This is a genomic window from Bradyrhizobium sp. P2_E8, assembly GCF_056403875.1.
Genome location: NZ_JBFUES010000107.1, coordinates 1 through 12,383, shown reverse-complemented (window position 1 = coordinate 12,383; position 12,383 = coordinate 1). Strand labels below are relative to the sequence as shown.

Annotated in this window: 13 protein-coding genes; 10 read left to right on the top strand and 3 right to left on the bottom strand. The window is 64.1% G+C overall.

The genetic code is table 11. From position 1 onward, the window contains the following. Together AC1D00_RS08715 and AC1D00_RS08710 are read right to left on the bottom strand one after the other, a co-directional pair. Positions 1-102: twin-arginine translocation signal domain-containing protein (locus tag AC1D00_RS08715; RefSeq protein WP_477010376.1), on the bottom strand; the 102-nt coding region annotated here is incomplete at its 3' end. Between the two features lie 136 nt (positions 103-238). Further along, complete coding sequence (locus AC1D00_RS08710) at positions 239-643, bottom strand: globin (protein WP_477010375.1); 405 nt, start codon at positions 641-643, stop codon at positions 239-241. 480 nt (positions 644-1,123) lie between these two features. Between AC1D00_RS08710 and AC1D00_RS08705 the strand changes: the two genes are divergently transcribed. The 9 genes from AC1D00_RS08705 (at position 1,124) to AC1D00_RS08665 (ending at position 10,669) form a co-directional block, all read left to right on the top strand. After that, positions 1,124-1,498 carry a DUF2946 domain-containing protein gene (locus AC1D00_RS08705; protein ID WP_477010374.1) on the top strand — a complete coding sequence of 125 codons (375 nt, stop codon included), beginning with the start codon at positions 1,124-1,126 and terminating at the stop codon, positions 1,496-1,498. An 84-nt stretch (positions 1,499-1,582) separates the two neighbouring features. Next, positions 1,583-4,054 carry a TonB-dependent receptor gene (locus AC1D00_RS08700; protein WP_477010373.1) on the top strand — a complete coding sequence of 824 codons (2,472 nt, stop codon included), beginning with the start codon at positions 1,583-1,585 and terminating at the stop codon, positions 4,052-4,054. 29 nt (positions 4,055-4,083) lie between these two features. Then, a complete protein-coding gene (locus AC1D00_RS08695; RefSeq protein WP_135175994.1) occupies positions 4,084-4,605 on the top strand; it encodes a copper chaperone PCu(A)C in 522 nt (173 codons plus the stop codon). After that, positions 4,605-5,036 carry a hypothetical protein gene (locus tag AC1D00_RS08690; RefSeq protein ID WP_025575626.1) on the top strand — a complete coding sequence of 144 codons (432 nt, stop codon included), beginning with the start codon at positions 4,605-4,607 and terminating at the stop codon, positions 5,034-5,036. Before AC1D00_RS08695 ends, AC1D00_RS08690 begins: the two co-directional genes overlap by 1 nt. A 20-nt stretch (positions 5,037-5,056) precedes the next feature. Continuing rightward, the gene (locus AC1D00_RS08685) at positions 5,057-5,575 is read left to right on the top strand and encodes a YcnI family copper-binding membrane protein (RefSeq protein ID WP_477010372.1); all 519 of its coding nucleotides are present in this window, start codon (positions 5,057-5,059) and stop codon (positions 5,573-5,575) included. Beyond that, on the top strand, positions 5,575-7,131 hold the full coding sequence (locus AC1D00_RS08680; protein WP_477010371.1) for a copper resistance CopC/CopD family protein: 1,557 nt from the start codon (positions 5,575-5,577) through the stop codon (positions 7,129-7,131). The genes AC1D00_RS08685 and AC1D00_RS08680 overlap by 1 nt, the downstream gene beginning before the upstream one ends. Positions 7,132-7,283: 152 nt before the next feature. Beyond that, the gene (proS, locus tag AC1D00_RS08675; RefSeq protein ID WP_477010370.1) at positions 7,284-8,603 is read left to right on the top strand and encodes a proline--tRNA ligase; all 1,320 of its coding nucleotides are present in this window, start codon (positions 7,284-7,286) and stop codon (positions 8,601-8,603) included. A gap of 73 nt (positions 8,604-8,676) precedes the next feature. Beyond that, positions 8,677-9,957 (top strand): lipoprotein-releasing ABC transporter permease subunit, encoded by a 1,281-nt coding sequence (locus AC1D00_RS08670; protein WP_025575620.1) that lies wholly within the window; start codon positions 8,677-8,679, stop codon positions 9,955-9,957. Between the two features lie 7 nt (positions 9,958-9,964). Continuing rightward, positions 9,965-10,669: an ABC transporter ATP-binding protein gene (locus AC1D00_RS08665; RefSeq protein WP_025575618.1), complete on the top strand. Its 705-nt coding sequence runs from the start codon at positions 9,965-9,967 to the stop codon at positions 10,667-10,669. 130 nt (positions 10,670-10,799) lie between these two features. Here the strand turns inward: AC1D00_RS08665 and AC1D00_RS08660 are convergent, their stop codons facing one another. Continuing rightward, on the bottom strand, positions 10,800-11,879 hold the full coding sequence (locus AC1D00_RS08660; protein ID WP_477010369.1) for an alcohol dehydrogenase catalytic domain-containing protein: 1,080 nt from the start codon (positions 11,877-11,879) through the stop codon (positions 10,800-10,802). A gap of 109 nt (positions 11,880-11,988) precedes the next feature. On the opposite strand from AC1D00_RS08660, the gene AC1D00_RS08655 reads away from it, so the two are divergent. Beyond that, the coding region (locus tag AC1D00_RS08655) for a helix-turn-helix domain-containing protein (RefSeq protein ID WP_477010368.1) at positions 11,989-12,383 on the top strand (395 nt) is incomplete at its 3' end.

Genomic DNA, 12,383 nt, shown 5'->3' with positions numbered 1-12,383 from the left:
GTTTATGCCCATGCTGCCGAGAAGGGCAGTCGCGGCGCCGGCGGTCGCTGCCGCCTGAAGAAGATCGCGCCTCGTCGTCGAGAAATCTTTCGTCCCGGACATCGCTCGCTCCCATAAATTTAGTCGGCGCGTCATTGATTGCGCGACCGATGTCCGAAAGTGTCTCACAAGAGTTGATGCCACTCAATCTGCAATCAGTCGCGAGATCGCCGCAGCCGCGTTGGTGCAGCGCAAAGCGTCAGGCCTGAGCGGCGGCGTATATGTCGATGTCGACGAGCAACGTGTCCCAGGCCTGCGCGATGTCGGGCGACCATTCGGCGCCGAGCAGCTCGCGCAGCGTATCCCTGATGACGGCGAAGAAGGCAATGAACAGCGCGCGGGGCGTGCCATAGGCATCGTGCGAGACGACCTCGCAGGCGATCAGCCGGAAATGTCCACTGCGTTCGCCGGCGAGGTCGAGGATCGCCTCGATCGCCAGCGCGAGCATCGATCCCTTCACGAGCTCGCTGCCTTGCGATCGGAACATCGCTCGCGTTTCCGGGTGCTCAGTGAAGAGGCGTTGGTAGACCAGCGGCGAGAGATCCGCGCAGCGCAAGGCCGCGCGTTCAAAGCTCCGTTCGACCGGATTGGGGGAGACATTCATCGGCGTAAGCGCCATGAAGACAAAAAAAGAGCGGGGCCCTAGCCCCGCTCAAAAATTGTGTCGACCCTATTATCCCCGATTCTAAGATTTGCTCTTGATTGACGGGGCGACGCTGCGTTTTGCGCGCCAGGGGCTCCTCCCGAGACTTGGACCACCAGACTTCGACCTCTCGGCCAGCCTGAGCAAGAGGGATGCTAGATCAACTTTTCTCACTTGTCATCATTTTCAGCAACGATTGTTCAAAATAAGAGCAGCTGACGAAACGATCGGGCTCTTAGTCATGTAAGCATATGACAAATATAAGAAATCTGTGGATGGGCGAGGCGCGTCGGCTGCCTCAAATGCCGGACCCGCCCCCCGATGGGGCGCTCCGACCACAGTTTTCGGCAAATTTGCGCTGGACCAAGTGGGCGGCGGAACTGACCTCGACTCTGGTCCCGGCGAGGTGTTTAGTTAGCGCACGAACGAATGGTTCGGTGGATGCGCGCTCGGCTGCAAAAATTCCTACCCCTGGTCCTGCTCGCCCTGGTGATGCAGGTGCTGGCGCCGATTGCCGCCTGTTGGGCGGCCGGTCAGGCTGTGGCCGATCCGCTGTCTGCCGCCGTCATCTGCCACAGCGCGAATGAACAGGGCGGCCTGAACGATCAGACCGGCACCCCAACCGCGCATGGCGCTGCGTGTGCGCTCTGCTGTCTGGCCCAGGCCAACGCGTCGCTCGATTCGTCGCCAGAGGTTGCGCTGGCCGTTCCCTTCCGCCACGCCGAGCGCGTGACGTGGCACGTGGCGGAGACGTCCGCTGTTTCCGTCCAAAAGGGCGGAAGTGCCCAGGCGCGTGCGCCTCCAAGCTTTTCCTGACGACCTTCGGTGTCGCCGCGGTTCGTCCGCTGGCGATTGATGCTGTCGAACAGCCGGGAAGAAAGCCGGCGTCAGGAATGTCTCATGTTACGTTGTCATGCCCGCCGTGGCGTGAGCGTCGTTGCCGTTCAGGCCGCGCTGCTTGCGTCGTCGAGCGGAGCCTTCGCCCAAAACAGCAGTGCAGTGCTGCCGCCGGTGACCGTCGACGCGCCCGCCGCGGTTCAACCCAAGCCACGCAAGCCGGTGGTGAGTACGGCCGCCGCCAGGAGCCGGTCGGCAAAGCCCGCCGGCGAGCGGGCGGCTCCCACCGTCATGGGCGAGCAGGGGGCGGGCGGTGCCCGCGCATCACTGGAGCCGCCGGTTGCGGTGGCGCGCTATCAATTGCCGCAGCGGTCATTCAGCATAACCGCGAAGGAGGTGGATGAAACCATCAACCTCAAGGACCCCGAGGACGCCGTCAAATACATGCCGAGCCTGTTGGTACGGAAACGCAACGACGGCGACAACCAGGCGGTGCTGGCGACGCGAAGCTGGGGCGTGAACTCGAGCGCGCGCACGCTGATCTATTACGACGACCTCCTCATCTCGGCGCTGATCGGCAACAACAACACGAACTCCTCGCCAAGATGGAACCTGATCTCGCCTGAAGCGATCGGTCGGGTCGACTACCTCAATGGCCCGTTCGCCGCGGCCTATCCCGGCAACTCGATCGGCGGCGTATTGCTGATCTCGTCCAAGATGCCGGACAAGCCATTTGCGGTCGCCAAGGAAACGGTCTCGGTGATGCCGTGGAGTCAGTACGGCACCAAGGACACCTACGTGACCAGCCAGACCAGTGCGGCCGCGGGCAATCGCGACGGCAGGCTGTCCTGGCTTGTCAGCGCCAATTATCTCGACAGTTTTCAGCAGCCGCTGACCTATACGACGAGCAGCACGATCCCGGCCGGTACGACCGGCACGTTTCCCGCGCTGAACAAGCAAGGCGTTCCCGCCAATGTTGTCGGCACGGGCATCCTCGCGCATTCGCAGCAGACTTCCGGAAATATCCGCCTCGCCTATGACGTGACTGCGCAAGTGCAGGCGACTTATTCATTCGGGATCTGGAACAACCATCAGGTCTCCGATCCGCAGACCTACCTGCGGTCGGCGGCGACCGGGCTGCCGACCTTCAACAACATCACGACCTTCGCGAACGCCAAATATATCTGGGACCAAACCCATGTGAGCAACGCGGTCGCGATCAAGAGCGACACCAAAGGCACTTTCGATTTCGATCTGTCGGCCTCGAGCTACAACTATCTCGAGGACGCCCAGCTCAACCCCTATACCGTAACTCCCACCGGCGTCGGCTTCTCGCAGAACGGCAAGATCCAGCGCATGGACGGCACCAACTGGCAGAACGCCGACGCCAAGGGCATCTGGCGTCCGCTCGGTTACGGCGGGGCGCACGAGATCAGCTTCGGCATCCACGGCGACCGGTACCGCCTGGAAAACCCGACCTATGGCTCGGCCGTCTGGTATCAGGCCGCGACCGGCATGGGGCAGCTTTACGCGAACAGTCAGGGGGAAACGCGCACCGGCGCGCTCTGGCTTCAGGATGCCTGGAAAATCCAGCCCAATCTGAAATTGACCTTGGGCGGGCGGCTGGAGACCTGGCAATCGCTCGATGGTCAGAACGTCGTGACCTTGGCCAGCGGGGCGGGTGTCATCACCTCGTCGTTCACGAAGAACCAGCCGGGCCTTGCGTCGACGAATTTCTCGCCGAAGGCGTCGCTCTCCTACGACCCGAACAAGGATTGGAACATCACGGTCAATTTCGGCGAGGCCTATCGCTACCCGACAGTTCTCGAACTCTATCAGAACGTGACCGTCGGCAATACGATCACGGTGGCCAATCCTTTCCTGAAACCCGAGCAGGACTTTACCGGCGAGCTCAATATCGAGCGTCACTGGAATGATGGTCGAGTCCGGTTGACCGTGTTCAGGGAGCGGACAAACAACGCGATCATCGCGCAAACCAACATGATCAACGCGACCCAGAGCGCAACCACGTTCAGCAATGTCGATGCGATCCGGTTGCAGGGTGTCGAGTTGTCCGCCGATAAGGACAACGTTCTCATCAACGGTCTACAGTTGTTCGGCAGCGTGACCTATGTCGACTCGCGAATCCTGGCCGACGCGGGCTGGGCCGGTGTCGATCCTCTGACGAATCTTGCCACGACCGTCGTCGGCAAGCGCGTGCCCTACGTCCCGGACTGGCGCGCCAAATTGGGCGTCACCTATCGGCCGAACGAGAACTGGGCCTATACCGTTGCCGCACGCTACAGCGGCAAGCAGTACTCGACGCTGGACAACACCGATCGTGTCTCCCACGTCTACGGCGCGTTCGATAACTTTTTCGTTGTGGACTTGAAGATGCACTATAACGCGACGAAGAATCTCGCGTTCGACTTCGGCATCGATAATCTCTTCAACGAGCAGTATTTCCTGTTCCATCCGTTCCCGGGGCGAACCTTCGTTCTCGCCGGCAAGTACACGTTCTGCCGGGCGGGATGATGTTCACGACGACAAGAAAGGCAAACGACATGAATAAGCTGTCACGCATGCTCACGCTCGCAGCGCTCTCCGCCGCAATGTTTGCAGCCCCGGTGCATGCCGACGACGTCAAGGCCGGCGATCTCGTCATCTCGCAGGCCTGGAGCCGGGCGACGCCTGGTGGCGCCAAGGTCGCGGGCGGGTATCTCACCATCGAGAACAAGGGCACAGTGGCGGACAGGCTGGTCAGCGTTTCCGCCGATATCGCCGGCAAGGCCGAGGTCCACGAGATGGCGGTGGACAATGGCGTGATGAAGATGCGTCAGCTCGACAAGGGGCTGTTGATCGAGCCGGGCAAGACCGTGAAGTTCGCGCCCGGCGGCTATCATTTGATGCTCCAGGAGCTGAAGGGTCCGTTCAAGCAGGGCGACAAGGTGCCGGTGACGCTTCAGTTCGAGAAGGCCGGCAAGGTCGCCGTTTCCCTGGACGTCCAGGGCGTCGGCGCGCAGGCGCCCGGCGACGGCGGGCACATGATGAAAAAAATGCCGGACCATTCGGGAATGAAGATGTGATGAAACGGATCAAGTCCCCGATGACCTTGCCTCGAAATTTCGTGGGCCTTGCGCTCGCGATGGCTGCGTTGCTGTCGGTTGCCGCGACACCGCTTGCTGCGGCGACCGACGACGACAGTTTCTTCACCCATCTGCATACCGAGAAGGCGATGGCCAATGTCACCGTCTCGCCGGGCCGGGCTGGTCCGGTCGAGATCGCGATCCAGCTCGAGACGACGGACGAGGCGCCGCTCACGGCTAAAGCCGTGTCGGTGACGCTCGTGGACCAGTCTGGCAGGAAGCTCGCACCGGTCGAGGCTTCGCGCGACGGCGAGGACAGCTGGCATGTCAAGGTCGCGCAATTGACGCCGGGACGCTGGATGCTGGGCCTCGGAATTTCGATCTCCGAGGCCGATCATGTCAGCATTGAATCGCCGATCCTGATCAAATGACGTTGTCGAGGGTGCTGAACATGTCGAAGAGATCCTGCCTGATCCTGATCGCTGCACTCGCCGCATCGCCGGCGTCGGCGCATGTCACGCTGGAGACCAAGCAGGCGGCGGTTGGCTCGTACTATAAGGCCGTCTTCGCCGTGCCGCACGGCTGCAAGGGCTCGCCCACGGTGAAGATCCGCGTCCAGATTCCGGAAGGCGTCATCGCGGTGAAGCCGATGCCGAAGGCGGGCTGGAGCGTCGACGTGGTCGAAGGCAAATACGCCAATGAGTACGATTATCACGGCAACAAGCTCTCCTCCGGCGTCAAGGAGGTGGCGTGGTCCGGCGGCAAGCTGCCGGATCACAATTACGACGAGTTCGTCATCAGCAGCTTCCTCACCGACAGCCTGAAGCCGAACACGACTTTGTACTTCCCCGTCGTCCAGGAATGCGAGACCGGCGTCAGCCGCTGGATCGAAATTCCGGCGGAAGGGGCGGGGCATTCGCACGAGGGCAAGTCGCCGGCACCTGGCCTGAAGCTGTTGCCAAAACCCTGATGCGCCTTCTCGCCGCGCTCGCGACGCTGCTTCTTGTTGTCGGCTTCGCGACCGGCGCCTTTGCGCATGCGGCGCTCGTCGCGGTCGAGCCGGCGAGCGGCAGCATGCTTGCGTCCGCACCGAAGGCGGTGGAGTTGCGCTTCAACGAGGCGGTGACGCCGGGCGCGATTCTGCTGATCGACGGCGCGGGCAGGGCACGGGACGATGCGCGCGTCAGCGCATCGGGCGAAACCATCTCGGTCGCGCTGCCGGCCGACCTGCCGCAGGGCACGGCGGTTGTGAGCTATCGCGTGATCTCGCAAGACGGCCATCCCGTCGCGGGATCGGTCATCTTCTCGATCGGCATGCCGACGGGAACGCAACCTCCTGCCACTACGGATGGCGGATTGAACGCGCTGATCTGGCTGGTGCGGGTCGGTCTCTATATCGGGCTGTTCGTCGGTGTCGGCGGTGTGTTCTTTGCGCGCTGGATTGCATGGTCGATGACGGGAACGGCCGTGGCGCGTGTCGCGCTCGTGGTTGGCCTGCCGAGCGCTGTTGTCGCCCTTGGCGTCCTGGGCCTCGATCTCCTCGGCCTGCCGCCAGCGGCTCTCGCGACCGTTACTCCCTGGAAGGTTGCGTCCGCGACGAGCGCCGGTCCCGCAGTGCTGGTCGCCGTCACCGCGATGCTGGTGGCGATGCTGGCGCTGCGTGGTGCGTGGTACGCGCGGGCGCTTGCGGCCATTGCGTTTGTCGGCGTCGGCTTGTCGCTGGCCATGACCGGACACGCCGCAACGGCACCGCCCGAAATGGTGACACGGCCGGCGATCTTCCTCCACGGCCTCGGCGTTGCGTTCTGGATCGGGGCGCTGGCCCCGCTCGCTGCACTCGTCTCGAAGCCGGCGGCGGCATTGCCCGTCGTGTACCGCTTCTCCCGGATCGCGGTGCCTGTCGTCGCGATGCTGGCATTGACCGGTCTTGCGCTCGCGGTCGTCCAGCTCGAAAAGCCGGCGGCGCTGGTCGAGACCCGCTACGGCCTCATCCTCTCGATCAAGCTCGCGCTGGTCGCTGCACTATTGGCGCTGGCCGCGCTCAATCGCGTTCGCCTGACCCCGGCGCTGGCCCGGGACGAGGCGGTTGCGCCGGCGCTGAAGCGCTCGATCCTGCTCGAGTGCTTGATCGGCCTCGCGATCCTCGCCGTCGTCGCCGGCTGGCGCTTCACGCCGCCGCCACGGACAATCGTTCCGGAGACGCCTCTGGCGATCCACATCCACACCGACAAGGCGATGTTCCAGGTCCTGGTCTCGCCGGGCAAGGCCGGCGTCGATGACTTCGTGCTCCAGCTGATGACCGGTGAAGCGACGCCGCTGGCGGCCAAGGAGGTGACGCTGACCCTGAGTCTGCCCGAGCGCGGCATCGAGCCGATGGAGCGGGACGCCTCGCGCGGGCCGGATGGCTATTGGCATGTGCGCAAGGTCGAGCTGCCCTTTGCCGGCCGCTGGCATGTGCGGATCGATGCGCTGGTGACCGACTTCGAGAAGATCACGCTCGAGGACGAGCTCGAGGTGATGCCGTAAGGGGCACGGCAGCGGTTCAAGCTGAACCTGAAGGCAACGGAAAAATGACAAGGAATTCCGCCGTGTTAGCGGCTTTTCCTCATTCCCGGTCTTGTGTTTTCGCTCCCAATCCGGTTTCACTGCAACCCCTCACTGATTCCCAGAGTGTTGCCATGCGGTTGTCGCGGTTCTTTCTGCCCATCCTGAAGGAAAATCCGAAAGAGGCGGAGATCGTCTCGCACCGGCTGATGCTGCGCGCCGGCATGATCCGGCAGGAGGCGGCCGGCATCTATGCCTGGCTGCCGCTCGGCTTCCGCGTGCTGAAGAAGATCGAGCAGATCGTGCGCGAGGAGCAGGACCGCTCCGGTGCGCTGGAACTGCTGATGCCGACGCTCCAGCTCGCCGACCTCTGGCGCGAGAGCGGCCGCTACGACGCCTACGGCCCGGAGATGCTTCGCATCGCCGACCGCCACAAGCGCGAGCTGCTGTACGGGCCGACCAACGAGGAAATGATCACCGAGATCTTCCGCGCCTATGTGAAGTCCTACAAGAACCTGCCGCTGAATCTCTATCATATCCAATGGAAATTCCGCGACGAGCAGCGCCCGCGCTTCGGCGTGATGCGCGGCCGCGAATTCCTGATGAAGGATGCGTATTCCYTCGACCTCAACGAGGCGGCGGCGCGCGTCGCCTACAACAAGATGTTCGTTGCTTATCTGCGCACCTTCGCGCGGATGGGGCTGAAGGCAATCCCGATGCGCGCCGAGACCGGCCCGATCGGCGGCGATCTCAGCCACGAATTCATCGTGCTCGCCGAAACCGGCGAATCCGGCGTGTTCATCAATCGCGACGTGCTGGACCTGCCAGTGCCCGGCGAGGACGTCGACTATGAGAGCGACCTCACGCCGATCATCAAGCAATGGACGTCGGTCTATGCTGCGACCGAGGACGTGCACGACGCCGCGCGGTTCGAGCAGGAAGTGCCCGCTGACAAGCGCGTGAACACCCGCGGCATCGAGGTCGGCCAGATATTCTATTTCGGCACGAAATATTCCGAGCCGATGAAGGCGATGGTGGCAGGCCCCGACGGTGTCGACGTGCCGATCCACGGCGGCTCCTACGGTGTCGGCGTCTCGCGCCTGCTCGGCGCCATCATCGAGGCCTGCCATGACGATGCCGGCATCAAATGGCCGGAAGCTGTCGCGCCGTTCCGCGCGGTGGTGCTGAACCTCAAGCAGGGCGATCCCGCGGTCGATGCGGCCTGCGAGAAGCTTTACGCGGAGCTCCAGGCCAAGGGCGTCGACGTGCTCTACGACGACACCGACCAGCGCGCCGGCGCCAAATTCGCCGCTGCCGACCTGATCGGAATCCCCTGGCAGATCATGATCGGGCCGAAGGGGCTCGCCGACGGCAAGGTCGAGCTCAAGCGGCGCAGCGACGGCTCACGCGAGACGATGTCGCCTGCGGACGCGGTCGCCCGGCTGGTCGGCTGAATATTGTTCATCGCCCGATATCGCGGCCGCCAATCCGGCCACAATTGACCCCGAATCATGGGATTATCGAGCGATGGATGAGACCATGACCGAAACCGTGAAAACCGCGCCTTTTGCGCCATTCGAGTGGATGCTGTCGGGGCGCTATTTGCGGGCGCGCCGCAAGGAGGGATTCATCTCGGTCATCGCCGGGTTCTCGTTCCTTGGCATCATGCTGGGCGTGGCGACGCTGATCATCGTGATGGCCGTCATGAACGGCTTCCGCAAGGAGCTGCTCGACAAGATCCTGGGGCTGAACGGCCACATCCTGGTCCAGCCGCTGGAATCGCCGCTGACCGACTGGAAGGACGTCGCCGACCGCATCAGCCAGGTCCAGGGCATCCGGCTTGCCGCGCCCGTGGTCGACGGCCAGGCGCTGGCGTCCTCGCCGTGGAACGCCTCGGGCGTGCTGGTGCGCGGCATCCGCTCCGACGACCTCAACAACCTCACCTCGATCGCCAAGAACATCAAGCAGGGATCGCTCGAAGGCTTTGACGACGGGCAGGGCGTCGCGATCGGCCGGCGCCTCGCCGACCAGCTGTCGCTGCACGCCGGCGACAGCATCACGCTGGTGGCGCCGAAGGGCGCGGTCACGCCGATGGGCACGACGCCGCGCATCAAGCCTTACAAGATCGTCGCCGTGTTCGAGATCGGCATGTCCGAATACGATCTCGGCTTCGTGTTCATGCCGCTGGCCGAAGCGCAGGCCTATTTCAACCGCAGCAACGACGTCACCTCGATCGAGGTGTTCACCACCAATCCGGACAAGATCGACGCCTTCCGCAAGGCGGTGACGGAAGCGGCGGGCCGCCCGGTGTTCCTGGTCGACTGGCGGCAGCGCAACTCGACCTTCTTCAACGCGCTCCAGGTCGAGCGCAACGTGATGTTCCTGATCCTGACCATGATCGTGCTGGTCGCCGCACTCAACATCGTCTCCGGCCTGATCATGCTGGTGAAAGACAAGGGCAGCGACATCGCCATCCTGCGCACCATGGGCGCCTCGCAAGGCTCGATCATGCGCATCTTCCTGATCACGGGCGCCTCGATCGGCGTGGTCGGCACGCTGGTCGGCTTCTTCGTCGGCCTCGTGATCTGCCTCAACATCGAATCGATCAGGCAATTCCTGTCCTGGCTCACCAGCACCGAGCTGTTCTCGCCGGAGCTCTATTTCCTGTCGAAACTGCCCGCCGAGATCGACGTCGGCGAGACCACGGCCGTCGTCATCATGGCGCTGACGCTGTCGTTCCTGGCGACGCTGTATCCGTCGTGGCGCGCCGCGCGCCTCGATCCCGTCGAAGCGCTCCGGTACGAGTGAGGGGCTGATGGAGCAGCAACAGGGGGCTGAGGATGTACCGGTCATTTATCTCCACGAGATAAAGCGGCAGTACTTGCAGGGCGAGGTGCCGCTGACGATCCTCGACAACGCCAAGCTCGCGCTGTGGGCCGGGCAATCGGTCGCGCTGGTGGCGCCGTCGGGCTCGGGCAAATCGACGCTGCTGCACATCGCGGGACTGCTGGAAGCGCCCGATTCCGGCGAAGTCTACGTCAATGGCGCGCCGACCTCGCAACTGCCCGACATCGAGCGTACGCAGCTTCGCCGCACCGACATCGGCTTCGTCTACCAGTCGCACCGGCTCTTGCCTGAGTTCTCGGCGCTGGAGAACGTCATGCTGCCGCAGATGATCCGCGGCCTGAAGAAGTCCGAGAGCGTCAAGCGCGCCAAGGAGATCCTGGGCTATCTCGGCCTCGGCGACCGCATCACCCACCGCCCGGCGGAGCTGTCGGGCGGCGAGCAGCAGCGCGTTGCGATCGCGCGCGCGGTGGCGAACGCGCCGCGCGTGCTGTTTGCTGATGAGCCGACCGGCAACCTCGATCCGCACACGGCCGATCACGTCTTCCAGGCCCTGATGCAGCTGGTCAAGGCGACCAAGGTCTCCATGCTGATCGCGACCCACAACATGGAGCTGGCCGGCCGTATGGACCGGCGCGTGTCGCTGTCGAACGGCCAGGTGGTCGAGCTCGAGTAACAAAAACTGCGAAAACAACCCCATGCACAGTAGCCGGCCGTGGCCGGCTACGATCGGGGTGACGCCTTGCAGCCCTTTGACAGGTCAAGCAAAACGGCTGCGCCGGCGCATCGCCCTGGTGTGCGGCGTTTTACGGTCGGATCACCGTCAATTTGAACGGCCCGCCATTGGCCGCGGCGTGTGCCACCGCCTCATTGACGTGATCGAGGTCGAAGGCCGTCGTCCTGTATTCGTCAAGCCGGAGGAGTCCTGATCGCACCAGCGCGATCAGGCGGCTGGCCGCATCCGGCGGGTACATCCAGACGCCGTGGATGCTGATGCAGTTGCGCATGATCCAGGGGTAGGGCAGCTCGAGGCCCGCGCCCCCCGCCATGCCGACGCCGCCCATCAGCACGACGCGTCCGTAAGCGCGCACCGTCATGATCGCGGCGCGCACCACGGTGGCGCTCACTGAGGGCGGCATGATGTCGAACACGCAATCGATCGGGCCGGGCGCGGCGCGCTTCATCGCTTCGCGGTCGTCGTCCTCGTTGCCGGTGAGCCTGACCGGCTTCACGCGGTTGCCGAAGCGGCGGACGAGGTCGGCGAGGATCCCTTCGTTGCGACCGGGCGCCACCACGCAGGCCGCACCCATCGCGAGCGCGACCGACACCGCAGCGCTGCCGAAATTGCCGGTGGCGCCACTCACCAGCACGGTCTCGCCCGGTTGAAGGTTGGCGGCGAGGAAGCCGCCATAGGGCACCAGCGCCGTCCCCAGCGCGCACCATTGCGAGGCTTCCTCCGACGTGATCGCGCCGAGCCGCTGCACATTCTCGGTCGGCACGCGCATCTGCTCAGCAAATGAGCCGTGGCGAAAATGCTTTTGCAGAAGCATGCCGCCCGCGCCGGCGGCCGTTAATCCCTGCAGGGCGATGTCGGGCGCAATTGCGTCGTCGCGCGAGCGCACCGTCGGGTCGCAGAACACCCAGTCGCCGATCTTGAGCTTGGTTGCATCAGGGCCGATCGCCCGCACCCGGCCGATGCCGCCCGGGCCCGGGATGATCGGCAAATCGAGTGCATAGTTTCGTTCGCCGCTGAAGACTTCGTTCATATAAGACAGCACGCGCGTGGCGACGACGTCGACGATGACCTCGCCGGTGCCGAGCACCGGGTCCGGAGCAGTCTCGATCACCAGCGGCGTTCCGAAGGATTTGAGTACGGCGGCTTTCATGATGTTCACCTCGAATTGGGGTGAAACGCATATGCGCCGCCTTGGAGGGGACAAGAAGGCCTGGTATTATCCTAGTATTCTCCAGACCCTCCATCGCGGGAGCGACATCATGGCCGACCCACGCCGCGTCGAATTCGGCGACTTCCTGCGGTCCCGCCGCGAAAAGCTGTCGCCGAAGACCGTCGGGCTTCCCGCAGGGCTCCGGCGGCGCACCGCGGGGCTGCGCCGCGAGGAGGTCGCCCAGCTCGCCGGCATCGGTGTCGACTGGTACATCCGTCTCGAGCAGGGCCGCACCGTCAGCCCGTCGGTCACCACCGTCGATGCGCTTGCCCGTGCGCTGCGGCTCAGCAAGACCGAGCATGCGCATCTCAAGGCGCTGGCGCGCGACGGCGACAGACGGGCGTTCACGCGCGAGATCGTGCCGCCGCCGATCCTGCGGCTGATCGAGAGCCTGCCGCATCCGGCCTATATCACCGGGCGGCGCTGGGACGTGCTGGCCTGTAA